27 protein-coding genes are annotated in these 25665 nt (G+C 45.6%); 8 read left to right on the top strand and 19 right to left on the bottom strand.

The features are described 5' to 3' along the window. Positions 1 to 2082, bottom strand: coding sequence for a hypothetical protein (locus ACLSU7_RS14760; protein WP_413292681.1), 2082 nt, complete (start codon positions 2080 to 2082; stop codon positions 1 to 3). A 195-nt stretch (positions 2083 to 2277) separates the two neighbouring features. Here ACLSU7_RS14760 and ACLSU7_RS14755 point away from each other — a divergent pair, with 195 nt between their 5' ends. Genes ACLSU7_RS14755 through ACLSU7_RS14745 form a run of 3 tightly spaced genes read left to right on the top strand, consistent with a single transcriptional unit; the run spans position 2278 to position 5911 of the window. After that, positions 2278 to 3387: a response regulator gene (locus tag ACLSU7_RS14755; RefSeq protein ID WP_413292680.1), complete on the top strand. Its 1110-nt coding sequence runs from the start codon at positions 2278 to 2280 to the stop codon at positions 3385 to 3387. Between the two features lie 29 nt (positions 3388 to 3416). Next, entirely contained in the window at positions 3417 to 4772 is a 1356-nt protein-coding gene (locus tag ACLSU7_RS14750) for a pilus assembly protein (protein ID WP_413292679.1), read from the top strand. Then, positions 4769 to 5911: a CpaF family protein gene (locus ACLSU7_RS14745; RefSeq protein ID WP_413292678.1), complete on the top strand. Its 1143-nt coding sequence runs from the start codon at positions 4769 to 4771 to the stop codon at positions 5909 to 5911. Before ACLSU7_RS14750 ends, ACLSU7_RS14745 begins: the two co-directional genes overlap by 4 nt. Here the strand turns inward: ACLSU7_RS14745 and ACLSU7_RS14740 are convergent. Further along, a complete protein-coding gene (locus ACLSU7_RS14740; protein ID WP_413292677.1) occupies positions 5814 to 6242 on the bottom strand; it encodes a hypothetical protein in 429 nt (142 codons plus the stop codon). The genes ACLSU7_RS14745 and ACLSU7_RS14740 overlap by 98 nt on opposite strands. Positions 6243 to 6359: 117 nt before the next feature. After that, complete coding sequence (locus ACLSU7_RS14735; RefSeq protein ID WP_413292676.1) at positions 6360 to 7130, bottom strand: DUF1266 domain-containing protein; 771 nt, start codon at positions 7128 to 7130, stop codon at positions 6360 to 6362. 77 nt (positions 7131 to 7207) lie between these two features. On the opposite strand from ACLSU7_RS14735, the gene ACLSU7_RS14730 reads away from it, so the two are divergent. Next, complete coding sequence (locus tag ACLSU7_RS14730) at positions 7208 to 7861, top strand: DUF4097 family beta strand repeat-containing protein (RefSeq protein WP_413292675.1); 654 nt, start codon at positions 7208 to 7210, stop codon at positions 7859 to 7861. Between the two features lie 12 nt (positions 7862 to 7873). On the opposite strand, the gene aspS is transcribed toward ACLSU7_RS14730, so the two are convergent. Then, entirely contained in the window at positions 7874 to 9709 is a 1836-nt protein-coding gene (aspS, locus tag ACLSU7_RS14725; RefSeq protein ID WP_413292674.1) for an aspartate--tRNA ligase, read from the bottom strand. 423 nt (positions 9710 to 10132) lie between these two features. Between aspS and ACLSU7_RS14720 the strand changes: the two genes are divergently transcribed. Both ACLSU7_RS14720 and ACLSU7_RS14715 read left to right on the top strand, forming a co-directional pair. Next, positions 10133 to 10438, top strand: a complete 306-nt coding sequence (locus tag ACLSU7_RS14720) for a polyhydroxyalkanoic acid system family protein (protein WP_413292673.1) — start codon at positions 10133 to 10135, stop codon at positions 10436 to 10438. Positions 10439 to 10461: 23 nt separating this feature from the next. Further along, complete coding sequence (locus ACLSU7_RS14715; protein ID WP_413292672.1) at positions 10462 to 11598, top strand: RNA polymerase factor sigma-32; 1137 nt, start codon at positions 10462 to 10464, stop codon at positions 11596 to 11598. On the opposite strand, the gene ACLSU7_RS14710 is transcribed toward ACLSU7_RS14715, so the two are convergent. The 15 genes from ACLSU7_RS14710 to fliL form a co-directional block, all read right to left on the bottom strand. Continuing rightward, positions 11599 to 11865, bottom strand: a complete 267-nt coding sequence (locus ACLSU7_RS14710; protein ID WP_413292671.1) for a hypothetical protein — start codon at positions 11863 to 11865, stop codon at positions 11599 to 11601. Between the two features lie 116 nt (positions 11866 to 11981). Continuing rightward, a complete protein-coding gene (locus ACLSU7_RS14705; RefSeq protein ID WP_413292670.1) occupies positions 11982 to 12317 on the bottom strand; it encodes a hypothetical protein in 336 nt (111 codons plus the stop codon). Between the two features lie 72 nt (positions 12318 to 12389). Continuing rightward, positions 12390 to 12803 carry a hypothetical protein gene (locus ACLSU7_RS14700; protein ID WP_413292669.1) on the bottom strand — a complete coding sequence of 138 codons (414 nt, stop codon included), beginning with the start codon at positions 12801 to 12803 and terminating at the stop codon, positions 12390 to 12392. Between the two features lie 302 nt (positions 12804 to 13105). Next, a complete protein-coding gene (locus tag ACLSU7_RS14695) occupies positions 13106 to 13891 on the bottom strand; it encodes a FliA/WhiG family RNA polymerase sigma factor (RefSeq protein WP_413292668.1) in 786 nt (261 codons plus the stop codon). Between the two features lie 79 nt (positions 13892 to 13970). Next, the gene (locus ACLSU7_RS14690) at positions 13971 to 14801 is read right to left on the bottom strand and encodes a MinD/ParA family protein (RefSeq protein ID WP_413292667.1); all 831 of its coding nucleotides are present in this window, start codon (positions 14799 to 14801) and stop codon (positions 13971 to 13973) included. Then, positions 14798 to 16228, bottom strand: coding sequence for a flagellar biosynthesis protein FlhF (gene flhF, locus ACLSU7_RS14685; protein ID WP_413292666.1), 1431 nt, complete (start codon positions 16226 to 16228; stop codon positions 14798 to 14800). Before flhF ends, ACLSU7_RS14690 begins: the two co-directional genes overlap by 4 nt. Beyond that, positions 16218 to 18317 carry a flagellar biosynthesis protein FlhA gene (gene flhA / locus ACLSU7_RS14680; protein WP_413292665.1) on the bottom strand — a complete coding sequence of 700 codons (2100 nt, stop codon included), beginning with the start codon at positions 18315 to 18317 and terminating at the stop codon, positions 16218 to 16220. Before flhA ends, flhF begins: the two co-directional genes overlap by 11 nt. Then, positions 18317 to 19381, bottom strand: coding sequence for a flagellar biosynthesis protein FlhB (gene flhB / locus ACLSU7_RS14675; RefSeq protein ID WP_413292664.1), 1065 nt, complete (start codon positions 19379 to 19381; stop codon positions 18317 to 18319). Before flhB ends, flhA begins: the two co-directional genes overlap by 1 nt. A gap of 38 nt (positions 19382 to 19419) precedes the next feature. Continuing rightward, the gene (gene fliR, locus ACLSU7_RS14670) at positions 19420 to 20199 is read right to left on the bottom strand and encodes a flagellar biosynthetic protein FliR (RefSeq protein ID WP_413292663.1); all 780 of its coding nucleotides are present in this window, start codon (positions 20197 to 20199) and stop codon (positions 19420 to 19422) included. Positions 20200 to 20203: 4 nt separating this feature from the next. Next, the gene (gene fliQ, locus ACLSU7_RS14665) at positions 20204 to 20476 is read right to left on the bottom strand and encodes a flagellar biosynthesis protein FliQ (RefSeq protein WP_142701534.1); all 273 of its coding nucleotides are present in this window, start codon (positions 20474 to 20476) and stop codon (positions 20204 to 20206) included. An 8-nt stretch (positions 20477 to 20484) separates the two neighbouring features. Next, entirely contained in the window at positions 20485 to 21243 is a 759-nt protein-coding gene (gene fliP / locus ACLSU7_RS14660; RefSeq protein ID WP_142701535.1) for a flagellar type III secretion system pore protein FliP, read from the bottom strand. Then, on the bottom strand, positions 21240 to 21947 hold the full coding sequence (gene fliO / locus ACLSU7_RS14655; RefSeq protein ID WP_413292662.1) for a flagellar biosynthetic protein FliO: 708 nt from the start codon (positions 21945 to 21947) through the stop codon (positions 21240 to 21242). The genes fliP and fliO overlap by 4 nt, the downstream gene beginning before the upstream one ends. A gap of 10 nt (positions 21948 to 21957) precedes the next feature. Then, positions 21958 to 22332, bottom strand: coding sequence for a flagellar motor switch protein FliN (gene fliN / locus ACLSU7_RS14650; protein ID WP_413292661.1), 375 nt, complete (start codon positions 22330 to 22332; stop codon positions 21958 to 21960). Positions 22333 to 22340: 8 nt separating this feature from the next. After that, positions 22341 to 23363, bottom strand: a complete 1023-nt coding sequence (fliM, locus tag ACLSU7_RS14645) for a flagellar motor switch protein FliM (RefSeq protein ID WP_142701538.1) — start codon at positions 23361 to 23363, stop codon at positions 22341 to 22343. Between the two features lie 9 nt (positions 23364 to 23372). Beyond that, positions 23373 to 23903: a flagellar basal body-associated protein FliL gene (fliL, locus tag ACLSU7_RS14640; protein ID WP_413292660.1), complete on the bottom strand. Its 531-nt coding sequence runs from the start codon at positions 23901 to 23903 to the stop codon at positions 23373 to 23375. Positions 23904 to 24200: 297 nt separating this feature from the next. Between fliL and ACLSU7_RS14635 the strand changes: the two genes are divergently transcribed. Further along, positions 24201 to 24512, top strand: coding sequence for a hypothetical protein (locus ACLSU7_RS14635; protein ID WP_413292659.1), 312 nt, complete (start codon positions 24201 to 24203; stop codon positions 24510 to 24512). A 54-nt stretch (positions 24513 to 24566) separates the two neighbouring features. Continuing rightward, complete coding sequence (locus ACLSU7_RS14630; RefSeq protein ID WP_413292658.1) at positions 24567 to 25661, top strand: DUF2914 domain-containing protein; 1095 nt, start codon at positions 24567 to 24569, stop codon at positions 25659 to 25661. Positions 25662 to 25665 lie beyond the last annotated feature (4 nt).

The following is a 25665-nucleotide window of genomic DNA, read 5'->3' as shown; positions in this document are numbered from 1 at the left end:
TTAGCGACCTGTGCCGACGCCAGTCGAAGTTCCATTGTTATTAAGAATTGGAACTTGGCCTGGAACAGTCACACCCGTACCAACCGGAGTTGTTGCTGTGCCGCTGCCACCCATGATCACACCACCTGGGTAAGTCACAGTACCCGTGTTGTAGTAGCCAGAAGAACCGGAACCACCGATGTAACCTGTGCTGCCAGAGTATGCGCCAGATTGGATGTAATAAAGTTTTTGTTGCAAGTTCATGATCTCAGAAACAACACTCGCTGAAGCTTGTTGACGTTGCATTTGAGCTTGGAAATAAGCTTGCTGCTGTTGCATCTGCATTTGCATCATTTGTTGTTGCATTTGCATCATACCCATATCACCCGCGTAACCGCTGGTCATAGCGCCCATGTAAGTTCCGTAACCGCCCATACCGCCTGGATAAGCCATGCCCATACCCATGCCACCTGGATATGCTCCAGCAAGACCGCCACCATTTACGAAGCCCATACCACCTGGGTAAGAACCGTAACCCATGCCCCCTGGATATGAACCCATTGCCATACCACCCGGATATGCTCCAGCAAAACCGCCACCATTTACAAAGCCCATACCGCCTGGGTAAGAACCGTAACCCATACCGCCTGGATATGCGCCGTAGCCCATGCCACCCGGATATGCTCCAGCAAGACCGCCACCATTAACGAAGCCCATACCGCCTGGGTAAGAACCGTAACCCATACCACCTGGATATGCGCCGTAGCCCATTCCACCTGAATAAGCCCCCGTCATTGCTCCACCAATTGCACCACCACCAATGAAGGCGCCCATGCCGCCTGGATAAGCCATGCCCATACCCATACCTGGGTAACCGCCCATCATGCCACCCATCGGACCAGACATACCCCAAGGTCCCATGCCGCCAGCATAAATACCGCCGCCCATTGAACCACCTGGCATGCCATAAGGATTACCCCACATACCAGTTCCATTCGCGCCACCATAAGGACCGTACATTCCGTACGCTCCACCATTTTGACCCGCACAACCGAAACCACCGGCACCGATCCCTGTCGACATCGCACCGTAAACTCCAGAACCACCGCCCAATGCTTGCGTCAAACCCGTTGCAAGATAAGGAAAGCCCATCAAGAAAGATGGAGCAGGATTCATCGGGTAACCAAGATTCGCTGCATTTTCGATAGCATATTTATTTTGTTGGTAACCAAGGTAAGTACCAAACAGACCCATACCAACGTTCGCGATCACGCTTGTCCAGTCGGTTTGAGGCTTAGTATATGTATAACCATTTCCTGAAGCCGCACAGTCTGGACAGATACCTGCTTCAGTTTGCTCACGTTGAGCATCCTGACGAGCTTGAAGAGCATCTTTACGAGCATCTTTCAAACGGTCTTGAGCATATTCAATAGAGCGATCGATATTTTCGATATCACTGCGAAGTTTGTTCGCTTTCAAAGTTGAAGCACTGTAAGACTTCAAACCTGCTTTACATCTGTCAACGCTACCCAATTTACGATCTTGAACTTGGAACGGAGCAAAGCAGGCTGCAGGATTGATTGCGCCTCTTTGGCTTCTGTTACAAACATAATTCATTTTTGAATCTAGACCATTCCACTGACCTGCAGAAAAATCACCGGCTTTGCTTTTAGGAGCCGCTTTTGGCTGATCATCTTCACCTTCAACAATACCGTCAGCTGTGAAATTTTCAGAATAGCCCTCGTACTCGTCACAGGATTTAGAACCATCCATATGTTCAAAAAGAGTTTGAGCATAGTTATCTGCAACAACGTCTTCGATATCACGTCGAGCATACTTCATGTCTCGTTCTGCTTTTTTCAATTCAGATTTTTTTTCTGCTTTTTCTTTTTTCATTTCAGCGATTTGCTGTTTAAGATCAGCAACGTCGTCGTCTTCGCTTACCGCTGCTTGACCACCGCCATAATTATAGGGGCATTGTTGCATGCCTCCATACACGCCCGTGCCGGCCATGCCATAGTTGGCAGCGTATTGGGCTTTGGCATTCAGTGCGAAACTCAACACAATCATCAGTGGAGTTGCAACGCGAATCCATAATTTCATATTCGATCTCCTGAAAAGAAAAAAACGTATATTCGTTATACTAATCGTCAGGATAGAGGAGAGACTTGACTCAAAATTGATCAATCCCGACCAATATTGAGTATTCTGGACCATGCTCGCCGTCTTCCATGACAACATAAGTACTTCTTGAAAATACTTTGCACTCGTACTCTTCAAATCCTACACTACCTTCATATGAGCAAGCACACAATTCTTTGTGTTGACGACGAAATAGATAACGTAGAGGCCTTAGAGAGGTTGTTTCGAAAGAAATATACTGTACTAAAGGCCACGTCTGGAAAGCAGGCGCTAGAGGTTCTCGACCAACATCGAGGCGCACTGGCGTTGATCATTACCGACCAACGTATGCCGGAAATGACTGGAGTGGAATTTCTGGAAAAAACTCTGGAATCTCATCCTGAAACAGTTCGCATTCTTTTGACGGGCTACACGGACTTGGAATCTGTGATTTCAGCTGTGAACAAAGGTCAAATTTTCAGATACATCACCAAGCCGTGGGATCCCGTAGATCTTGCAAACACAGTGGATCATGCTGTGGATAGATTCGCCTTGGGTCAAGAACTGAAAACGAAAAATTCAGAATTGGCAAAAGCCTTGGAAGAGTTGAAAAGCCTGGATGTGGCAAAATCCAATTTCATGATTTTGATCAATCATGAATTGAAAACTCCGCTGACTTCGATCTTGAGCTTCTCGGCCCTCCTCAGTGAATCTGCGCTGGCTGATGAAGATAAACTGATGGTGAATCGAATTTCTCGCAGCGCGGATCGCTTAAAGAATCTGGTGGACGATGTTTTGTTGATCGTTCGTGCAGAAACGAATCAATTAAAGATTGATGTGCAAAATGTTTCTTTCTCGGAGTTTAGCGATCTTCCTAAAGAAGTCGTAAATCTTTTGAATCAAAAAAGTATCTCTGTCGTAAATCATGTTTCACCCAACGGAGTTTTGGCCGACGTACGCTTGGTAAAACAAATCATGCAGCGATTGATTCACAATGCTGCGAAATTCTGTCAGGACGGATCAGAAATCGACGTCAATGTAGTTCCCGACGGCGGTGTTGCCCGCTTTTCTGTAACAAATCGCGGCCCTCACCTTTCCAGCAAAGTGGTGGAAAAAATCATGAAGCCTTTCTATATCGATGAAGATGTGATGCACCACTCTTCTGGCACCGGCTTAGGACTTACGATTTGCCAAGCCATCCTGAAGGCTCACGGCTCGCACCTGCAATTTAAAAATACGGATCAGGGTGTGATGGTTTCTTTCGAGCTTCCTCTCGCAAATCCGTAACTGTCCGAACCTCGCAGGCTCACAGGCCTATGAACTTGCGAGGCTTGCGCTTAAAGCTTGCTGCGACAATGCGCATGAAGACCTTTACCTTTTTCTTTTGTCTGATTTTTTCTCATCTAACCTTCGCCTCCACCAAGGAAATCATCCTTTCCCTGGGGGAATCAAGCAGTCTAAACATTCATCCGCGGTCCTCCGTATGGATTCAAGACCGGGCCATTCTGAAAGCAGAAGCCGCAGGTTCGCGCTTAAATATCAAAGGCGTTGGCGAAGGTGTCACCAACGTTCGGGTTGATGAAAATCTTTATCGCATCCAAGTGGTTCATCCGGGAAAAAGAGCGGCACTGTCCGATTTAAAAAAGCAATTAGCGAAATTTATCGGAATGAACGCAGAGGTCGGAGAAGGTGATTTATTAGTCACGGGTCGCCTTTACAGATTGCAGGATTGGACCAAGCTTGCCAACTCGCTAAAGGACTCGGGTATCACTTATCAGATGCGTGCTGCTATGTCGCCCACTCTACAAAATGAAAGTCAGCAATTCATCGGTGATCTTTTGAATAAAGCGAAAATCCCACCACAAACAATTATATTCGTACCCGCTCCGGAAATTCGCGTGGCTGGTAATGATTTGATTTTGCGTAAGTACCAGAAGCTACTGCAGCCCTATGGCATCACCATCGTGAAAGATCAGACGAGCCTGGATATTGCGCCTACGGTGAAAGTTCAAATTACCGTGGCCGAAGTCATTCATTCCAATGCTATGAAGTATGGTATCAAATGGCCCCAGGAGTATTCTGCGACTGTACTTCCCAAAGATGGCAACGTTTGGGGGGAGGCGGTCTTTACTGCGCATGCATTTGAAGAGAAAGGTTTTGGCAAAATCCTAGCCAGCCCTAACATCATTTGCCGCAGCGGTAGTGAGGCTGAATTTCTAGCGGGTGGCGAATTTCCGATCAAAATCATGAACTACGAAGTTCAAGATATCGTATGGAAAAGATATGGAATTTTGTTAAGAGTAAAACCCCGCGCGGATGCTGCTGGAAGAATCAGTTTGTCCATTGAAACGGAAGTCTCGACCCTTGATCAAGCCCGCGCTGTCGATGGTGTACCTGGAGTTTTAACCAATCGGGTTTCCAGTCATTTTGATTTAACACGACCGCAGACGATTGCACTCTCGGGACTACTTAAGAACGACGATGGAAATAGCTCCAGCGGACTGCCGATGCTTTCCAGAATTCCGATCCTGGGCCCGCTATTTTCCAGCAAGGACTTTCGCGAAAACAAATCTGAATTGGTAATCTTTGTACGTCCCTCAATTATGAACGAAAATGAAAACAACGGCGAAAATCGCCCCCGCCATATTGGTGAGTTGCCAAACAATATATGATCTCTTTACTTAAACAGCACTATCACAATCTTCAGGATGCCATTCAGAATTTGCCGCTGAATGAGCTCTTGCTTTCGCCAGATGAAGAAACCCAGCTGCGCTCGCAAAAGATCGATCAATTAATCGAGCATGAAACTTCCTTGCTGGATGCAGGTGTCGGTGAAAGGCTTCGCCAGGAATTCTATTCCTGGGGTCCCCTGTGCAGCCTGATGGACGACGAGGCTGTGACAGAAATTTTGGTAAACGGACCTGACAAAATCTGGTTTGAAAAAAATGGCTGTCTTCAGGAACATCAAGATGGTTTTTTATCTGAGATCAGTTTTCGCAACTGCATTGAAAGACTTTCTCAGGCGGCAAAATGTTTTATCACCGTTGAACATCCTTCGGCGGACAGCAGCTTTGGCGATTTTCGTTTAAGCTTAATAGGTGCCGATTTAACTCAAAATCACGCCCATCTTTCTTTGCGTCGTCATCCCAAAAATCCCTGGACGTTTGAAAGACTGAAAGCACATCAATGGTGTGACGAAGCATCCATAGAATTTTTCAAAAACCTGATTCAAAAGAAAAAGAACTTTCTGGTCATCGGCTCAACCGGTTCTGGAAAGACCTCCGTACTGAATTCTCTCTTGAACTTGCTACCAGCTAATGAACGTGTGGTGGTTATCGAGGATACGTCTGAAATAGCTCTTTCCAATAACGCCAGCATGAAATTGCTGACACGGGAAGATCCACAGGGAATTTTGCCTAGTATTGATCAAACGCAACTGGTGAAGCGCTCTTTACGTTTAAGACCGGATCGATTGGTTATGGGAGAGGTACGTGGCGCTGAAGCCAAAGATTTTCTAATGGCGCTCGCCACTGGACATGCGGGAAGCTTTGGAACGCTTCATGCGCAAGATCCCCAACAGGCTCTGATTCGCCTAGAAATGTTGATTCAAATGGGTGCTCCCCAGTGGAATCTTACAGCCATTCGTCGCCTGATACAGCTCTCGCTCGACTACATTTTGGTTGCCGGTCGAGAGCCATCAGGTTTAAGAATTTTTAAAGGGGCTTATCGGCTGTGTTCTCTTGAGGACCACGGCTTCCTGGTTGAGCCATTGGACCTGACTTCGTCGGGAAAAACTCTTGAGCATCTTTGACATTGTTCAAAGCTTCTTCCGAGCGAGTCGTCTCTGCATTTTCACGAGCGATAGACTTTGGATTGCTGAAGAAAGCTTTATTCAAGTCTTCGATAACTTTCTTTTTGCTCATTTCAGGAGTTTTATAGCTAATGGGAGCTTCGGGCTCCGGCATCACTCCTGACTGGCGCATTTCTTCCAGCTGTTTGCTCAATTGAATTCTGTCACCCAAAGAATTTTTTCCTTCGGGACGACCAAATGCGGGAGCACCTGGGCGCGCAGGCTGAGATGCCGAAACATCTGCAGCACGGGTTCTTGCGCTTGAAGGAAGGATTCCGCTGATCTTATCCATACCACACCTCCGTGTGTGTTAAAGAAAACCATCCATGGTTTCCCTTATACTTCGTATCGGAATAAGACGTCTCAGCTTGAGACCTGCAATGGTTTTCTGGACCTAGGTCAGGCCCGTTTAAGAAAGCGGATAGAAATTCCAAGGACTTGCAGGATGACCCAAGAGTCTTTCGCAGATTTTTTTCACCTGAGGATCTTCACTGCCCGACCAAAAGGTTCGGCCGATCAAAAAGCTTTGAGAAAACTCCATCCAATTGTGAAATTTGTCATCGGCGATGGGAGCCATTTTAAGGATTTCAGCCCACGCCTCGTTGTCGTTTAAATATCCCGCAACAAAACTCAAGCGCGCTAGATGGACAAAGCGAGCCGCATCCCAGGCAAGGATGCCATTTTGCCCCAAGAATTTATGTGTTCTTTGAAACCATTGTGCAAGTTTACGAATATCTTCATCAGAAATTTGCGCGGGTTTATCTTCGCTGAAATCAAAAGTAAATACCTGTTTGAATTTTTCCAGGGTGTGATGATCCAAGTTTCCATCCGCTGGAACGATACCGCGCAAAACATTGAATTTTACCCGGTGTCCCTGTTGACGTATATCTTCCAGATTCTTCAGGGCATCTTCACGACTTTTAACTCCCCAATAATCCTGCAGAATTTCGATACAATCGGCTTTGATCTCGTCGCCCCAGTTCATATCCAGTCGGAAAAAGTACTCGCCCACTTCTTCAAGGACCTGCTCTTTGACGTCCCCTGCCAGTTCCTGACCTTCAACCAAATCGGAACCAATGATTTCGTACAGATCGTCCAAAAGAAAGTTTTCTTCAATAAAAACCGCACCCATGCACATCATGTTTTTTTCTAAGGTCGTTTCGGGCAAAACTCTTTGCATGAGGTAACTCCTGTGGAAGATCTGTCTCTTATTCAATTACGTTTCTTTGTCATTTTCAATGTGATAAATATGAAGTCATGTTGAAGAAGCTGATCATGGGCGCAATTGCCCTCTTTTTTATTTTTGTCGGCTCGATGATAATTCTCATCGGATACACGGTTTACAATCCGAATTCGATCTTCACTGCTTTTAATAAAGTCACTAAACACTTTGCTGAGGGCGAGGATCACAAAGAGCAGGAAGAATATTTCCTGCAAGGAGTTCAAACCATCCAGGTGCAAAGCAATCGCATGCAAATTCATGTGCGAACATACAATGGCTCAACATTAAAGGTGTTGGTCGAGGGCAAAGCTCCCCGATTTGAAAAAGGTCCGTTTGTCAGTCAGATCACAGATCAAGGAGTTCTCAATATCGAACTTCATGAGCCCATGTCGACACATTGGATTCACATGAACATCAATGGCGAAGAATATACCGACGAGTCAGAATCAAAACTTGAGGCGTCCGTTTACCTTCCTGAAAAATACACGGGCACAGTGCAACTTCGTTCGCATAGCGGTGATATAGAATTTGTCGTCGATAAAAATCAGATTTACGAATTTGAATTGAAGTCAGAGATCGGCAAGATCGATAATCATGCGCAGATGAATCCTGCGGCGGCCACTTCTCCGGACCAAGTGGCTAAGATTCACATCCTAACCACTTCCGGTAATATCACGGTCACGAACTAGAGAGCGAAACCCTTAGGCTTCGTTCTCTTTTGCTCCACCTTTGGCTTTATCTGCCAGCGTTTTTTCTGCAAGTGCGCTTAAACGAACACCGACTTCTGCCAGCTGATCGTTTTTCACTTCACTTGGACAATCTGCCATCAAGTCCGTCGCTTTCGCCGTTTTCGGGAATGCAATCACTTCACGGATAGCATCTGTTTCACACAAAAGCATAACCAAACGGTCCAAGCCCCATGCGATACCGCCATGTGGAGGAGTTCCGTATTTCAAGGCTTCCAGGAAGAATCCAAATTTGTGTTCGGTTTCTTCTTTGCTCATCCCCAGAAGGCGGAACATCGCCTGTTGAATTTCGTTACGATAGATACGGATAGATCCGCCACCCATTTCGTAACCGTTACAAACCAGGTCGTATGCTTTCGCCAAGATCTTACCGTAAGCCGCTTCGTTCGTACCTAACAAGTCATCAAAAGACTCGTCCTTAGGCGAAGTGAACGGATGATGACGAGCCACCCAGCGCTTTTCATCTGGAGAGTACTCAAGAAGTGGGAAGTCCACGACCCACAAGAACTTATATGATTTGCTATCGATCAAGTTCAATTCTTTACCCAAGTGCAGACGCAATGTTGAAAGTGCCGCGCAAGCGATATCGAATTCATCACCGACGATCAACGCACAGTCACCTTTTTGGGCGCCAGTAGCTGCAAAGATCTCTGCCAATTTTTCTGGTGTAAAGAATTTAGATACCGGCGAGGTCAATGCACCATCGGCTTCAGATTTGATCCACACCAAACCTTTTGCTCCTGCACGTTTCGCCATATCCGTCAGTTTGTCAAATTGACCACGAGAATAAGCGCCACCTTTAGGAACAGCGATACCACGAACGATCCCCTCACGAGAAAGAACGTCGTCAAATACTTTAAACCCGGATCCGGTCACAATGGATTTCAAATCTTTGATTTCCATTCCAAAACGCGTGTCGGGTTTATCGATACCGTAACGGTCCATCGCATCCTGGTAAGTCATGCGAGGGATTTCCCCAACGTCGATGCCTTTGATCTCTTTCCAAATCGTGCGAAGCATTCTTTCATTCATCGCCATGATGTCTTCTTGATCAATGAAAGACATTTCCATATCGATTTGTGAGAATTCAGGTTGACGGTCCGCGCGCAAATCTTCGTCACGGAAGCAACGAGCGATTTGGAAGTAACGGTCATAACCACCGATCATCAAAAGCTGTTTCAAGGTTTGCGGAGACTGTGGCAACGCATAGAAAGTTCCTTGGTTCACACGAGAAGGAACCAAATAGTCACGAGCTCCTTCTGGAGTGGATTTATAAAGGATCGGAGTTTCCACTTCAAGGAAGCCGTTATCAGACAAGAAACGACGAACCACTTGCGCCACTTTGTGACGAGTGATCAGGTGAGATTGCAAACGTTGCGTGCGCAAATCTAAATAACGGTATTTCAGGCGAAGCATTTCGTTCACGTTGCTATCGCCCGCCTGGAATGGAGGCACCGCAGACTCATTCAAAATCTCACAGCGAGTGGCTTCAATCTCGATCTCGCCGGTTTTGATTTTTGTATTTTTCATGCCGTCAGGACGCGCACGAACCACACCTTCAACTGCGACAACAAATTCGCCACGAAGATTTTTAGAAGAAGATGTTTCTGCTTTATTAGGATCAAGAACTACTTGCACGATACCTTCACGATCGCGCAAATCAATGAACACCAAGTTCCCGTGATCGCGTCGAACATCGACCCAACCCATCACAACAACTTTCTGCCCAACATTAGCTGCAGTCATTTTACCGCAATAATCAGTTCTCTTCAGATCCTTAACAAATTTCATGGATAACCCTTATCAAAAAGGAAAGAATGCCCAGAATCACCCCAAGCATTCAAAAATACTCTCATTTCCCCCAAAAAAGGTCAAAACCCAACGCACCCACACACTTCACTTTCCAGATTTCAAAGCAAAGCCAAAAATCTGCAATAACTCCGCAACTTCACCTGGCCAAACTGAACCAGAATTTCGCGATCGAAGACAATGGACCTGAGGACTTCTGTATTTGAATAAACACTCGACGAGGAGGGAAGCTTTAAGGCAGGGGGACTTATTGCGAGTTCCACAGCGAGCCCAAAGCCTAGCTAAAATCATATAATCACTCGAGCGAGGACTGTCCGAAGCAAGAAGGCCCCCTGCCTTAAAGCTTCCCCTCCGCCGCCACGAAGCGATATACTCAAAAAGCAGAACGTAAGAAAGGACCCCAAAATGCCTAAGTTCACGATAAATCACGATTCTTCGCAATCGGCTCCCGAAGCCTACAAAAAAATAAAAGAATTTTTGGCAAATGACCTTGATATCAGAAAATTCGATCCCAAATTGAAGTGCGATTTCAGTGATGGAACGATGAGTTGCAAACTTAATGGCTCCCAATTCAAAGCTGACATGAACGTTGCTGCTGCGGGTAATGGCAGTAAGGTATCAGTTGTGGTGGATCTGCCATTGATGCTGACTCCATTCAAGGGTAAGGTTCAGGAAACTTTAGAGCGCAAGCTTGCTAAGTATCTGGCTTAATTCCTGAAAACAAAAAAGGGACTATGGCAAAAACCAAGGCAAAAACTTCTTCCGAGAAGGACAAAAAGGTAAAGGCGGCTTCGAAAGAAGCCAGTCCCGCAAAACCTGCGCCTAAAAAAGCACCTGCCAAAGAAACCAAAAAATCAGCAAAAGAAAAAGTTGAGCCCAAGAACGTTGTCGCAGAAATCGTTGAGGACGAATCTTCCGATTCCCTGGAGCATGCTGAAGCGGATAAAGCTTATGCGGTTCCCTCTTCTCATGATGAAGACATTGATGAACTCAACGAAACTGAAGAGTCCGTCAAACTTCCAAGTGTCGATAGCTCTAAAGCCCTAACATCTTCCGATCCTTTGGTGATGTATTTGAATGAGATCCGCAAATACAAAGTTCTGACCAAAGAAGAAGAAATCGCTCTTGCTAAAAAGTATTTTGAAACCAAAGATCCCGAGGCTGCTCAGGCTTTGGTGAAATCGAATTTGCGCTTTGTGGTTAAAGTCGCGGCGGAGTATTCCAAATTCGGTGCGAAGATGATCGATCTGATTCAAGAAGGCAACGTGGGCTTGATGCATGCCGTGCGCGAGTTCAACCCTTACAAAGGTGCCCGTCTGATCACTTATGCCGTGTGGTGGATCAAAGGATATATTCAAGAGTATCTGATGCGTCAGTATTCGATGGTGCGAATCGGAACAACGCAAAACCAAAGAAAACTTTTTTATCAATTGCAAAAAGAAAAAAACGCGCTGGATGCCATGGGTGTCGAGCCGACAACTGCTTTGATCAGCTCCCGCCTGGGAATCCCTGAAGACGAAGTCCGTGATATGGCGATGCGCATGTCAGGTCGTGATGTCAGCTTGGATAAGCCCGTGGATGATGACTCCGGCACCAGCTTGGGAGATCTGCAAAAAGGCTCCAGCGATCAACCCCTGGACGAGCAACTCGCACGCGAAGAACAGCTGGATATTTTAAAACAGAAAATCGAAGAAATTCGTCCCGAGCTCTCCGATCGCGAGAAAATCATTCTGGATGAGCGTATCTTAAACGATGAGCCTCTGACGTTGCAGGAGATCGGTGAGAAGTACGGCATCACGCGTGAAGCTGTCCGTCAGATGGAAGCGCGCTTGATGAAAAAAATCAAAGCCAAAATGGAAGAAGAAGAGTAACTAAAACTTCCACTCCAAGCTTGTCATGGCCTTCATTTTATTTGCCGCGCGGCCCGAGAAATCATCGACTGCCACGTGGCTTTTCAATCTACATTTCATTTTTTTGATGGGTTCTGCCCAGCCGACCTGCAATTCGTGATCTTGAAAATTGCCGCTGAGCTTTTGAAAACCGTCGCCTTTTAATTCGACTGCTGCTTGCGCTGCTGTGGCTTGGAAGATTAAGAAGAAACCCATTAAGACCGTGATTATTTGTATTGCTGTTCTCATGCATTTAATACTACTCGAGCGTGCCTGAAATCACTCACTCACATTCAGGCTGTTTCAAGACAAACTCCAAGTTCCTTGCACAAGAAAAATCTGTTGGCCCTTTTGCCACCAGAAATTTATTCGAATTGTGCAGGAACCTCAGAACCTTGAACTTCACCATCTGGACGATCGGGTTCAACTCTTAAGGCTCCGTCAGTCGAAGGGTGGCAATCCCGACTGTGGTTTTCAAGTCTCGCCAGATCATTCATTTTCGTCATTTGGGATTGATCAGGACAAGGCAAGATGCCCGGCTGTTTAAACACGCTGGAAGGTCTGCGGGAAGTCGTCTGCGTTTGGGCTGCAGATCCATCATCACTCATCAAAGTGGATGATCGAGAAGGTTCAGGAGCTGCGAACGCGTAAGATGATGCAGATAGAATCAAAGCTGTGAGAAGTACCTTTAGAATTCTCATAATGGCCTCCTTCATATATGAATTGTAGCACATGTCTGAGTAGAATTCCGGGACTTGTTGTTTGTCAGGAGTCTAGCGTGTCCCGCCCTGCTTTCGGCTGGTAATATGCATCTTCGGTGCCCCAGTTGGTTTATCCAACTGCAGGCTAAAGAATTTTTCCACGGAATCTTCCTCTTCGGAAGTGAGTTCTTTCAATGGATGAAGTCCCATGTAAATCGGCTTTTTGGTTTTTTCATCAGAACTTTCTCTGTAGATAAAATCAAACTTGGGAATCAGCGATTCTTTCTTCACGATTCCCATGATGCGGCGATATTTATTTTCAGTATTCAAAATCAGGCGTCCGGTTTTTATAACGCCGCCGGGAGAATACAGTTTGAACATCACTTCGTTGCAGTCGCCTTGTCCTGTTTCGGCCATGTTGGCAACCAAGGCACCCGTTTGTTGATAGAGTTCGGGACATTCTGCTAACTGAACAGAATTTTTCACCAGAGAATATTTAGGAAAGTTTTCTTTCAGATAGGTGGCAATCGCTTCTTGACAAAGTCCACTTTACTCGCGTTGGTACCGACCGTGGATTTAGGAGCGTCCGCTAAAGCGAAACCGCCCAATAGCAAAAGAGTTCCTAGCATACTCACTCCCCAGATAAATCATCTTAGTTTATCCATGGGGAAGAATCAATTTGGAGCGGAATCATGAAGGGCACTGCGATTCAATTCTGTACGTTCCACAAAAAACGCCGTGGGTTTAGCACGGCGTTTAGTATTTCTTAAAAAATTAGAATCAGGGAACTAAGCGACTTCCAACTCTCCAGCACCGATCGTCGCAGCCAATTTCGCACGAAGGCGAGTCACTGCTTGAGCGTGCAACTGAGAAACGCGGGATTCAGTCACGCGCAATACTTGACCGATCTCTTTCAAGTTCAAATCTTCATAGTAATAAAGAGAAAGAACCAGGCGTTGTCTCTCTGGAAGTTCTTCGATTGCTGTCGCTACAACTTCTTTGATGTTTTTAACATTCAACTGATTGAAAGGGCTGTTAGTACGAGAACCTTCCAAAATATCCATGATGGATTTTTTGTCGGTGTTACTGAAAGTAGTTGCTTGGTCGATTGGTAGCAAGCTGACAGGGCGAACTTGATTTACCAAATCATGGAATTCGTCGATATTGATGTTAAGGGCTTTTGCCACTTCTTCATCAGTCGCAGTACGACCCAAATCTGCTTCCAATTGTACCATTGTACGATCAAGCAATTTTGCTTTATCACGAATAGAACGAGGAACCCAGTCTTGAGCGCGAAGTTCATCCAGGATGGCACCACGGATACGGAACTCAGCATATGTTTTAAATTTATTATCACGAGTAGAATCGTATTTCTCGATGGCATCCATCAAGCCGATAACACCCGCAGAAATCAAGTCATCCAATTCGATGTTAGAGGGAAGTCTAACGGCGATCTTCTGAGCGATAAATTTAATGAGTGGAGCGTATTCTTTAATTAGGTCGTCTTTTTTAGTCGGCGCGAGCTGACGTGGCTCATCCTTGTACTTCTTCAACAATGCCGCATTTTTCCCCATATTTATCCCTCTTGAAGTCTATGTTAGCAAACAGCCCTATGCGCTGAAAGTCCAATTCTGTGGCGGACTAGGATTCCATTTAAGCGAAACCCACCACTTGATCCCAGAACATCTGCATTCCGCCATTAGCTTCAATTAGCTTGGAGGATTTTTCGATCTGCGCAGAAATTTGACGAATTGCCTTGGATGATTCAGCTCCCACATCGTGTCTCACAATGAGACGCTGCATTTGTGTTGCTTTTCTCAACACCGCGTCGTTTGGAACTGAGCCCCAGTAATCAAGACCAATGTATAGGAAGCGGTTCACAACATCGTTGAAGCGCTTATAAAGATTTATCCCTTCTTCTTCATCACGCACCTGATTGCAGACGATGGAGAAGTGATTCACTTTGTATTGTTTGTTTAAAACTTTAATAAGAGCATAGGCATCTGCAAAGCTGGAAGGGTCAGGTGTGATTACCACACTCACCGACTGAGCTGCAGAATTCAGGAACAAAACATTTTCTGCGATACCCGGCGCGGTATCAATTAACAGATAGTCAAAGCCCATCGGCAATGAGCTGATGGCTTCCACCATCGCACGTCTTTCGAAATGATTCAGATTATTGAACTCAACGATTCCGCTGCCACCAGGAATCAAAAAGACATCTTTAGAAACTTCCAAAAGAATGTCTTTCATCTCTTTGCGGCCGGCGATGATATCATGAATGCTGCCCTGGCTTTTTGCGCCGAACATGATATCCACGTTCGCCATCCCCAAGTCTCCATCCAGAATTAAAACCTTCTTACCTTTTTGCGCCAGGCTTAATGCAAGATTGGCCACCAAAGTTGTCTTACCAACACCACCCTTACCGGATGTGATGCTGATTGTTCTTGTGCGGTATAAATCAAAAGTATTTAAACGACTCATACGGCCTCAGAATCCTGTTGTTTGAATTTAGTGATATTGAAAATAAGATCCAACAAACGCTCTTTCGTCGCGAATTCGAAATCTTCAGGAACGCGCGAACCAATACCGAAAGAGTGAAGAGGAATATCAAATCGCTTCATGAAATTGTAAATTGTCCCGTGCTGAGTGGATTCATCCAAAGATGTGAACACCACGTCTTTATAACCCAACACAGAATAACGACGACCTAATTCAATCGCATCGACGTCTTTCGTATTCGCCGACATCGTCAAGTGGATGTTGGCATTCAAAGCTTGTGGCGGCAAAATGCTGCGCAAAAGATTGATTTCTTCATTGTTTTTAAGGCTTAGACCCGCAAAGTCCACTAACACGCAATCTACATTCGCCAAATAGCGCATCAGATTGTGCCAGTCGTTTTGATTGCGAATCACCGAGAACGGAACATTCAGGATTTGCGCATAGATCTTCATTTGATCAGCCGCACCCACTTTGAATGTGTCTGTTGTGAAGATCGCAACTTTCTTGCGTTCACGAACCACCATGTGGCTCGCCATTTTAATCAGCGCTGAAGTTTTACCGCTGCCTGCGGGACCTACGAAGCAGTGAATTTTTCCTGCCGTCGGATTTTGTGCGATTTTGATAGCATCCAACACACGGCGAGCAACAAAGGCTTCTACCAATGCTTTGTTTTTGATTTTCAGAGGTGGCAGTGTCTCTTGAGTTTGCGTCAAAATGTCAGCCGCGATCTCTGGAGCCATTCCCGAACGAGTCAGCTTTTCAAAGATAGAGCTTAAATCGTAAGAAATACCGAAATCAGCACCCGGATGCGCACCCACGAAGGATTGCGGCATTTGTTGGAACTGTGTGATCACCTGGCGCAAGTTTGCGATCTCGCTTTTCAAAGCAATGATTTCCGGTGATTCACCTGCAGGCTTCGCTGGTGCCGGAGCGGCTGCCGGTTTTACAGGAGCTGCTTTTTTAGGTGCAAAGTTTTGCTCTTGCTCCTGGAAAGCGTGCAAAGCACGCTGAGCTGCGTTCTTAACTCTCTCCTCTGACATTTTCTGCTGACGAGCGTATTCATTTTCATCTTCGATATCGATGTAACGACGTTGCGTGATTTGCGCAGGCGGTTGGTTCTTCTGCACATGCTTTTCCACCATTTTGGTGATCAGCTCTTTTTGCTGACGAGCGGTGCTGGCCTGGAATCTTTGACGATCCTGCTCACGCAATTTGGATTCTGCAAATTTCTTTTTTTGCAAAGTCTCTTCGGAGACAGCGGCAGTGATTTCTACACTTCCCTCACCCACCAAGCCGAAGCTTTTGTTGTTGTCGCGGGCAGAGAGGATGATGGCGTCAGGACCCAGCTGGGTCTTAACCATCTCCAAAGCTTCCTTCATGGTACGTGCTTCAAATTTCTTAACCTGCATGGCTCATCTCCACTAACGCAACTGATTGAACATCCGCATCTGACGTCAATTCATTGTGCGAAAGCACAACCAACTGAGGGATAAAACGCGAAGTCAGTTTGTAAATATGTCTACGAGAAGTCGGGCTGGTCAGCAGAATCGGCTGACTTGCCACTTCCGGATGGTTTTCAACCGCACGCGCGATCTCATTGATCAAGCGATGCGCCGTATTTGGATCCATCACCAACTGCACGCCCTGCTCTGTCTGCAACAAAGAATTCGCAATCAATTCCTCGATCACCGGATGCAAGGTCATCACAGGGATGTTACCTTGATCAGTAGTGTATTTTGCGGTGATACCGCGAGCCAGGGACCTACGAACACTTTCCGTAAGAACTTCAATATCTTTTGTACGTGGAGCTTCGTCTGCAAGCGTCTCAAAGATCGTAAGCAAATTACGAATGGAAACCTGTTCTTTAAGAAGCCCCTGCATAACGCGAACCACAGAACCCAAGGACATAAGATCCGGGATAAGTTCTTCGACAACTTTAGGATGAGATTTTTTAAAGTTCTCAACCAAGGAAGCCGCTTCCTGACGACCCAACAACTCATGAGCATGGGAGCGGATGATTTCCGTCAAGTGAGTGGCCATAACTGTTGGCAAGTCCACCACTGTGTATCCAGCAATTTCTGCGTCTTCTTTGCGGTTTGGAGAAATCCAAAGAGCATCCAGACCGAATGCAGGTTCTTTCGTTTTAATACCATCGATAGGATCAGAAACATTTCCTGGATCCATGGCAAGCATCGCTTCTGGACGAAGAGTACCACCGCCCACACGATTGCCTTTGATCATCACGCGGTACTCACCCGGCGCCAACTGCAAGTTATCGCGGATATGAATACTTGGAACCACGATCCCCAGATCCAACGCAAATTGCTTACGGATGCTGACGATACGTTCAAGCAAGTCGCCAGATTGGTCAGACTCGACAATACTGATCAAACCATAACCAACTTCCAATTCCACCATGTCGACGGGAAGCATACTTTCGATATTTTCTTTTTTCGGAGCAATGGCTTGAGTTTCCAAAGCTTTCTTTTCTGCCGCTGCAGATTCCGCTTTGAATTTTTTGATAACCCAAGAAACACCGCACAACAATCCACCCATGAACAAGAATGGAATTGTCGGCAGACCCGGGATGATACCCATAAGGATCAATACACCACCAGAAATCATGACAGCACGAGGGTTGACCAAAAGTTGGCTTGTAACCTCAGCACCCATGTCTTTATCTGAATTCGAAGTACGGGTAACGATCGTACCGGCAGCGGTAGAAATGATAAGTGCCGGAATCTGCGCAAGCAAACCGTCACCGATCGTCAACATCGTGTAGTACTTGGCAGCCGTACCCACATCCAAACCTTTTTGGATCACACCAATTGCCAAACCACCCAGGATATTGATCAAAGTAATAATAATACCCGCGATCGCATCACCACGTACGAACTTGGAAGCACCGTCCATCGCACCATAAAAGTCAGCTTCTTGTTCAATCTGACGACGGCGTTTACGAGCTTCAGCTTCTGTGATGTGACCCGCGTTCAATTCCGCGTCGATCGACATCTGCTTACCTGGCATCGCATCCAAAGTGAAACGTGCAGCGACTTCGGCTACGCGCCCAGAACCCTTGGTGATTACCATGAAGTTGATAACGATCAGGATCGCAAACATGATGAAACCGATGACGTAGTTACCGCCGACAACGAAATTTGCAAACGAGGCGATCACATCACCGGCGGCTTTTTCACCTTCGTGTCCGTGAGTCAAAATCAAACGAGTTGTTGCTACGTTCAAGGACAGACGGAATAACGTCGTCATCAACAGCAGCGATGGGAAAGATGTGAAATCAAGGGCTCTTTGAGTATAGATACTTACAAGCAGGATCAGGATACTGATCGCCAGGGAGAATGTAAGTGAGATATCCAAAAGCATTGGAGGCAATGGAATGATCATCACCGCCAGGATTGCCAGGATACCGAACGCAATAAAAAGATCCGTATTCTTAGTATACTTTTCGAATCTTTTTAAAAACTGAAAAACATCTTCCATTATCTTTTCTTCCTACGTAGTCGGTAAACATATGAAAGCACTTCGGCCACCGCGACAAATAGATCCCTTGGAATCACCTGTCCGATCTTCATGGTTTTAAAGATCGTGCGAGCCAGTGGTTTATTCTCAACAATCGGAATATTGTGCTCTCTTGCTAGAGCCTTAATATTCTCTGCCACGACATCCGCACCCATCGCTACCACCTGAGGTGCCGGCAAGTTGTCTGAGTATTTCAAAACAACTGCGATGTGTGTCGGGTTCGTGATCACAACGTCAGCCTTAGGGATTTCAGCCATCATTCGTTTTGAGGCCATTTCCCTTTGGATACGACGAATGCGCGATTTGATCATAGGATCACCCTCGCGCTGTTTGTGCTCTTCCTTCACTTCTTGTTTGGTCATCATCATTTTCTTTTCAAGGTCCCAACGTTGATAGAAGTAGTCAGCTCCAGCCAGAACCAACATCACTCCACCCACGCCGCCCAAAAGTTTTGCGACGATGCCACCAATGTAAGTGCAGATTTGTTCAATCGAGAAACTCATCAAATAAGGAATTTGATGAACTTCGCCACGTAACAAGAAATACAAAACCATTCCGATCGCGCCCATTTTCAGGATACCTTTCACGGCTTCCATGACAGCGCGAAGACTCATCACACGTTTCATGCCTTCGACGGGATTGAGTTTGTTTGGATCCGGAGTCAATGCATCTTCAACTTGCAAGAAACCGATTTGGGCTACTGTTGCAGCCACACCTAACAAACCCGCAATACCCATCACAGGCGCAATAAGAATCAAAGCTTTCTCTCCGTTGATACGAAGAGCTTCAGTGAAGTTCCCGGAACGAATGGTCGAAACCATGTCGGGACCGAAGGAATAGTGGAAAAGGTCATAAAAGTTTTTGAAAAAGAAACGACCCAAGGCATAGACGCCACCGGAAGCAGCCAACAACAATACTGCTGTAGCCAACTCCTTTGACTGTGCAACATTTCCTTGCTTGCGAAATTCTTCCCGTCTGGCATCCGTTGCCGATTCGGTTTTTTCGCTGTCGTTTTCCCCTGACACTTAGTTCCTTCCTAGAACTTCATCTCTCTCTTAAAATTCTACAATGCTTTCATCACTTTGAACAGTTGACTGGCCGTGATTTCGACCAGTCCATTCATCTCGGAAACCATCAATGGCAAACAGATGAAAACAACCGTCATACCGATCATAATTGACACTGGCATGCTCGTAACCAGGACGTTAATCTGGGGAACCGCTCTACCGAGGATACCCATCGATAAATTCACCAGCAGAATCGTCACCAACACAGGGGCGCACATCTTAATTGTAAGAATAAAAGTAGTTTGACCAAACATCGCCATTTCCGCGAAGGGCCCAACATTCAAGCTCAATGAGCTGACCGGAACCAACGTATAACTCTCGACAATGGCACGAATCAGAATATGGTGTCCGTTGATTGCGAGAAAAACCAACGTCCCCAGAGTGGAGTAAAAAGATTCCATCGCATTTCCAGAGGTGCCTAGCAATGGATTATACATCTGACCAGCAGACAAACCCACGCTCATCGCGATAAGATCCCCCACCATAGAGACAACGAAAAAGAAGATGCGGGTTAAAAAACCCAGCAGCAATCCAACCATCAGTTCACGGATAGCTAAGGATATGATTTCATTGGAGATCGTCAGGTAATCCACGTTGCCGATTTTAACAATCGGAAACAAAAGCACGCTCAGGATCAGGGACAATAAAATCTTTACGGGAGCCGGGATGTTGCCAGCTCCAAAGAAAGCGGAGGCAATCACAAAAGCCACCATGCGCAGAAAGATCAGCGCGAAAAGGAGGATTTGTGCTTCTGTAAGTGCCGTCCAATTTAGCATTCAGCTATTCCCTGACCATGGCAGGAATATTTTCAATCAAGGTCGAAGTGTATGTGGTTAAAACGTCCATCATCCACGGCCCGGCTAAAACCACCACCACGGCAACCACGATCATTTTCGGAATGAACGTCAAAGTCGCCTCATTGATCTGAGTCAATGCTTGGAAAATCGAAACCGCCAAACCCACAACCAGAGTGCTGATCAAAAGAGGTGCCGACAACATTGCTGTTGTTCTTAAAGCATCCTGACCCAGCTTAATTACTAATTCTTCAGTCATCTATTACCTCAACCGAAACTTTTTACCATCGAACCGATCAGCAAACCCCAACCGTCGACAAGTACGAAAAGCATAATTTTAAATGGAAGAGAAATCACAATCGGCGGAAGCATCATCATACCCATTGCCATCAAAACACTGGAAGCGACGATGTCGATCACCAGGAATGGCAGGAAGATAATGAAACCGATCTGGAAAGCTGTTTTAAGTTCAGAAACCACAAATGCCGGAACCAAAACCATCGTGGGTACTTCCGCACGTGTTTTAGGTTTTTCAACTTTAGAAAGTTTCACGAATAAAGCCAGATCCGCATCACGTGTCTGGTTGAACATGAACTTACGCAAAGGAGCCAGGGAGTTCTCAATCGCTGCCTCTTGAGAAATCGTGCCTTTCAAATAAGGCTGAACACCTTTGGTGTTGATTTCATTGAATGCCGGTTGCATCACAAAGAAAGTCAGGAACAAAGACAACCCCACCAACAATTGATTCGGTGGCATTTGTTGAACACCCATGGCCTGTCTTAAGAAAGACAAGACGATGATGATACGAGTAAAACCCGTCATCATGATCAGGATTCCCGGCGCCAAAGTCAGCACGGTCATGATCAGAACTAGTTTAATAGCATTTACAACTTCATTTGGGTTGTCAGAAGTTTTGAAACCCAGATTCACTGTTGGCAAAGTCACCTGCGCAAAAGCATGTGAACTTGTCAGCAAAATCAAGGGAAGCAGAATCAAACTCCAAAGAGTCAGTTTCTTAAAATTCACTGAAAATTCCTCATACCTTTCAAACGTTTTGAAACGATATCTTTGATTCCGCTGATAGCAAATTCGTCGTCAACGTCCGTGTTCGCGGATTCTTTAGCACGGCTTTTGAACGAAACACGTTCTTTGGGCTCGCTGCTGAATTGCCCTTCTTCTTCGTCTTCATCAAAAGTTGCCATTGTTTTACCGAAACTTTTTGGAGCTTCTTCTGGAACTTCATCATCCAACAAAGAAAGGGATTTAATCATCGAGATGTTATGATCCGTCACGCCGATCAGGATGGACTCACCGGCTACGCGAACGATTGCCAAACTTTTCTTAGGACCCAGGTAATGCTGTTGCAAAACTTTGATCTGCGTCTGGTGTTTTCTTTCTTTTGGGATCGAGTACTTGCGCAAAAAGATAAAAGCACCGCAAGCCACCGCACCCAAAATTGAAAGTGTCATCAAAATGCGGAACCAGCTTGAGCCTTCAGTTCCAGCATTTTTTTGTTTTTCCAGATTAAGTGGAATTTCAGACTCTTTGCGATTGTCGATTTTCGGCAAATCTTTTGTCGCCACAGCATCAGCCGATGTCGCCGTCGCTGCTGCGTCGGTTGTCGCTTCTGCCGTGACAGCTGTTGGAGCTGCCTCAGAGGTAGGGGCCTCTTTGTCTGCCGCTTGAGCAGATACGGAAATCACAAAAAGAAGAGAAAGAATCCACTTCATTAAAAACCTCTTACTTCAGCTGCTCTACGCGTTCAGCCGGAGAAATGATATCAGTCAAACGTACACCGAACTTCTCATTCACCACCACGGCTTCACCGCGTGCGATCAACTTGTCGTTCACATAAACTTCCATTGGCTCACCGGCCAATTTATTCAATTCAATAACGCTACCTTGAGTCAGATTCAAAAGCTCACTCACTGGCATTTTTGTACGACCCAACTCCACTGTTACTTTCAATGGAATATCCAGGATCAAATTCAAATTTCTATCTTTAACGATAGAGTTACCATTAGCTTCTTTCTTAGGAGCTGCGGATTCCGCCGCCATCCCTGAAGCTTCTGCCATTAACTGATCTGCCAAGTCGTCCAATTTATCGTCTGTCATTTATCCCCCTACTTGATTACCGGACGAGTCACTTGGACAGCCACGGTTCCATGATGTATTCCGTAATAACCTAAAAACTTTTTGATACCTTCAATTTCAACTTCAAACTCGCCCGTGGCATCTTGATCCAAAGGAATCACATCCCCTACTTTCAAGCCCATCATGTCGCGAAGTTTGATCTCGGTTTCACCCAAGTTCACTTTGATTTCCAAATCTGTTTCCAAAAGCTGTTCTTGAATTGTGGAAGTCCACAATTTCTTGTCAGTTTGGTCAGACTCAACTTGGAAACCTGTAGATAATTTTTGCTTGATCGGCTCGATCGTCGCGTAAGGGATAACGATCGAAACCGTACCCGATGCGTTTTCAAGCTCAACGTCAAATGTCGAAGCGATAACAACGTCTGTCGGAGGCACGATACCTACGAACTGTGGATTCACTTCGGTACGAACAAAAGAACAACCAATTTTTTCAACAGACGCCCAAGCTGTTTCCAGATCGTTGATCGCAAGACCCACGACTTTTTGTACGATCTGAAGTTCGATCGGAGTAAAGTCTTTACCGTCGATTTTAGTGTAAGGACGATCAGCACCACCGAAAAAACTGTCCACCAAAGCGTAAGCCAGTTTACTTTCGATCACGAACAAAGCTGAACCACGCAAATTACCAAAACGCAGAACGCACATGCATGTTGGCATTGGCAAAGTATTGATAAACTCACCGAATTTCAGGAATTCCGTACCCGTCAAAGTGATCGACGCGATTTTGCGAAGAGCTGAAGACAAAGAAACACGGAAAGCTCTCATGAACTTTTCGTAAATAACTTCCAGCTGAGGCAAGCGACCGCGGATAATACGGTCCTGGCTGGTTAAGTCGTAAGATATAATTTTGCGCTCTTCAACTTTACCGTTGCTGCCACCACCGCCGCCACCTTGGCCATCATCTGACTTGGGTGAATCAGACGAGGCAACATCCCCGTCGGAAACCGCGGCTAAAAGCGCATCAACTTCACTCTGTGAAAGAACCTGATTCATAGCCCTGCCTTAGTTGTATAAGAACTCAGTAAAGAGCACGTTTGAAATCTTCCCTTGAACCAGGAAGGAGTTAATCGTGTCTTTGATTTCATTTTTCAAGCTGTCGCGACCCTCACGAGTCGAAACTTCTTCATAAGTTTTGGAAGAAAGAATAATAATAATGATGTCGCGGATTTGCGCTTTACGTTTATCGATTTCTTCGGCAGCTTTTTCGCCTTTTAGCTCAAGCTCAATATTGACCTTGGCAACACGGCGACCTTTGGAACCCGCAAGATTGACGATGAATGTTTCAAGTGGAACGACTTTGCCGACCAACTCTTTTTCTTCAGCTTCTTCTTTATGTTGAGCTTCCGCTTCACCTTTAATCACATGTTCGATTTTAGGTTCTGCTGCTTCTTTTTGCTTGTTTTTGAAAAGCATAAAGCCCACGCCTGCGACGATGAGCATATTGATCACTGCTAGAGCGATAAGAAGTATAGGCTTTTGTCCTGAACCGCCAGACGGAGCTGCTTCAGCTGCCGCCGCTTTTTCTTCTGCCATTCATCCTCCATGATGAACGACCACAGATGGGAGTGGTCTCATGGAAATTGTAAGCAACTGGAATGCCAACACGCCTTCGGTCCAGGGGCCTATCCTGCGGTCTAACATATTTGATTACAGGCAATTTTTGCCCCGGGGGAAAATGTTTCCCTACAAAATTTTTATGACGGTAGTCAAAAGTTTGGCGAAGTAAAGTTGACTGTGTCTCTTGTCATCCACGGACCTAGGTCTATAGTGAGAACCGCCAGATAGGTTCATAATAGAAGCGGGTCCACGCACACGAAAAGGAGATTCTATATGGATAACCAAAATCAAACTGTGGGAGGCCTTCAAAGCAAATTCGGAGAAATGTCCTCCGCACTTAAAGCTCAGTTCGCTAACTTGAATCTGTCCGATGCTCAAATCAAAGATGCCTTAAAAAGCCCCGACGATTTAATCAATATGATCTGCGAAAAAACCGGCATGTCCAAAGAAGCAGCAACTCAAAAAGTTCATGCTCTGATGGCTCAATACAATATCACCGATGATCAAGCAAAAGGCTTTATGGCCCGCTGGGGTGAAAAAGTTGAACACGGTATTGAAACTATCAAATCAAAATTCACCCATTAGTTAGAAAAGGCTTTCTTAATGGATTTATCCTAACCATCTGGTTAGGATAAATCCATGACAGCACTGAAACAACGCCTTCTGGATTACTACGAAAAAAATGAAACCAAAGTGGACATCGCCTTTTTCTTGGGCGGATTCATCTTTGACGTTCTGACTCTTTCAGATATCGATGACCCCTTAAGCATCGTGCAACAAGTGGTCTATTTGGGAGTCATCGGCTTGATTCTATTCTATGACTTCTTAAGCACCCATAATCTGGTGACCGTTTCTCCCCGCGTATCGAAGTACTGGGAGTACCGAAATCTAGCGGTGCATTTCCTATTGGGAAGTTTGCTCAGCGTCTATTCTTTGTTTTTCCTAAAAAGCGCCTCGATCTTTTCATCGATTGTCTTTGTTGTTTTAATGATGGGTATCATGGTGGCCAACGAACTTAAAAGTGTTCAGAAGGCCGCTGTCGATTTAAAAGTCGCCTTATACGTCATCTGCTTATTCGCATTTTTCTCGATGACCATTCCGGTCCTACTGGGTTTTGTGGGTGTGACGACATTCCTGCTTTCCATTGCCCTGACCGCAGCAGTTATCTATGGCGCCTTTGCTTTACTCACCAAGAAAGTCGATAACAAAAAACTTTTGCTCAGAACCTTAGCGGTACCGGGCTTTGGGGTTTTAGGATTGTTTCTGATTTTGTATTTCATCGGTTGGATTCCACCCGTTCCTTTATCCGTTCAGAACATGGGAATTTATCACAACATCGAAAAATCCGAAGGTAATTATTTGCTGTCTCATGAAAACCCTTCCTGGAGATTCTGGAAAACAGGAGATCAGGAATTTTTAGCAGAGCCCGGTGATAAAATTTATTTCTTTGCGCAGATCTACTCCCCTGCACGCTTTAGTGATTCTGTTATAGTGCATTGGTATTACAAAGATCCACGCCAGGGATGGATCAGCACCGATAAAGTGCCGATGAAAATTTCCGGCGGCAGAAAAAATGGTTTCAGAGGATTCGCAGTAAAACAAAATTACGCTGCAGGCGAAGGAAGAGTCAGTGTTGAAACCACTGACGGTCGCGAAATCGGTCGTATTTACTTTAATGTGATGAAGAATGAAATGAGTTCAGAAAACCGTACCTTCACAACCGAGATCATGTAGGAAA

The sequence above is a fragment of the Bdellovibrio sp. HCB185ZH genome (assembly GCF_047302455.1).
Taxonomy (GTDB): Bacteria; Bdellovibrionota; Bdellovibrionia; order Bdellovibrionales; family Bdellovibrionaceae; genus Bdellovibrio.
Note: the sequence above shows the minus strand (reverse complement) of the source record. Positions and strands in the feature narration are given on the sequence as shown.

What these genes read in the sequence shown, in the direction of transcription:
- ACLSU7_RS14760 (WP_413292681.1), bottom strand. Translation starts at nt 2,082, where the DNA reads ATGAAATTATGGATTCGCGTTGCAACTCCACTGATGATTGTGTTGAGT.
- ACLSU7_RS14755 (WP_413292680.1), top strand. Translation starts at nt 2,278, where the DNA reads ATGAGCAAGCACACAATTCTTTGTGTTGACGACGAAATAGATAACGTA.
- ACLSU7_RS14750 (WP_413292679.1), top strand. Translation starts at nt 3,417, where the DNA reads ATGAACTTGCGAGGCTTGCGCTTAAAGCTTGCTGCGACAATGCGCATG.
- ACLSU7_RS14745 (WP_413292678.1), top strand. Translation starts at nt 4,769, where the DNA reads ATGATCTCTTTACTTAAACAGCACTATCACAATCTTCAGGATGCCATT.
- ACLSU7_RS14740 (WP_413292677.1), bottom strand. Translation starts at nt 6,242, where the DNA reads ATGGATAAGATCAGCGGAATCCTTCCTTCAAGCGCAAGAACCCGTGCT.
- ACLSU7_RS14735 (WP_413292676.1), bottom strand. Translation starts at nt 7,130, where the DNA reads ATGCAAAGAGTTTTGCCCGAAACGACCTTAGAAAAAAACATGATGTGC.
- ACLSU7_RS14730 (WP_413292675.1), top strand. Translation starts at nt 7,208, where the DNA reads ATGTTGAAGAAGCTGATCATGGGCGCAATTGCCCTCTTTTTTATTTTT.
- aspS (WP_413292674.1), bottom strand. Translation starts at nt 9,709, where the DNA reads ATGAAATTTGTTAAGGATCTGAAGAGAACTGATTATTGCGGTAAAATG.
- ACLSU7_RS14720 (WP_413292673.1), top strand. Translation starts at nt 10,133, where the DNA reads ATGCCTAAGTTCACGATAAATCACGATTCTTCGCAATCGGCTCCCGAA.
- ACLSU7_RS14715 (WP_413292672.1), top strand. Translation starts at nt 10,462, where the DNA reads ATGGCAAAAACCAAGGCAAAAACTTCTTCCGAGAAGGACAAAAAGGTA.
- ACLSU7_RS14710 (WP_413292671.1), bottom strand. Translation starts at nt 11,865, where the DNA reads ATGAGAACAGCAATACAAATAATCACGGTCTTAATGGGTTTCTTCTTA.
- ACLSU7_RS14705 (WP_413292670.1), bottom strand. Translation starts at nt 12,317, where the DNA reads ATGAGAATTCTAAAGGTACTTCTCACAGCTTTGATTCTATCTGCATCA.
- ACLSU7_RS14695 (WP_413292668.1), bottom strand. Translation starts at nt 13,891, where the DNA reads ATGGGGAAAAATGCGGCATTGTTGAAGAAGTACAAGGATGAGCCACGT.
- ACLSU7_RS14690 (WP_413292667.1), bottom strand. Translation starts at nt 14,801, where the DNA reads ATGAGTCGTTTAAATACTTTTGATTTATACCGCACAAGAACAATCAGC.
- flhF (WP_413292666.1), bottom strand. Translation starts at nt 16,228, where the DNA reads ATGCAGGTTAAGAAATTTGAAGCACGTACCATGAAGGAAGCTTTGGAG.
- flhA (WP_413292665.1), bottom strand. Translation starts at nt 18,317, where the DNA reads ATGGAAGATGTTTTTCAGTTTTTAAAAAGATTCGAAAAGTATACTAAG.
- fliR (WP_413292663.1), bottom strand. Translation starts at nt 20,199, where the DNA reads ATGCTAAATTGGACGGCACTTACAGAAGCACAAATCCTCCTTTTCGCG.
- fliQ (WP_142701534.1), bottom strand. Translation starts at nt 20,476, where the DNA reads ATGACTGAAGAATTAGTAATTAAGCTGGGTCAGGATGCTTTAAGAACA.
- fliO (WP_413292662.1), bottom strand. Translation starts at nt 21,947, where the DNA reads ATGAAGTGGATTCTTTCTCTTCTTTTTGTGATTTCCGTATCTGCTCAA.
- fliN (WP_413292661.1), bottom strand. Translation starts at nt 22,332, where the DNA reads ATGACAGACGATAAATTGGACGACTTGGCAGATCAGTTAATGGCAGAA.
- fliM (WP_142701538.1), bottom strand. Translation starts at nt 23,363, where the DNA reads ATGAATCAGGTTCTTTCACAGAGTGAAGTTGATGCGCTTTTAGCCGCG.
- fliL (WP_413292660.1), bottom strand. Translation starts at nt 23,903, where the DNA reads ATGGCAGAAGAAAAAGCGGCGGCAGCTGAAGCAGCTCCGTCTGGCGGT.
- ACLSU7_RS14635 (WP_413292659.1), top strand. Translation starts at nt 24,201, where the DNA reads ATGGATAACCAAAATCAAACTGTGGGAGGCCTTCAAAGCAAATTCGGA.
- ACLSU7_RS14630 (WP_413292658.1), top strand. Translation starts at nt 24,567, where the DNA reads ATGACAGCACTGAAACAACGCCTTCTGGATTACTACGAAAAAAATGAA.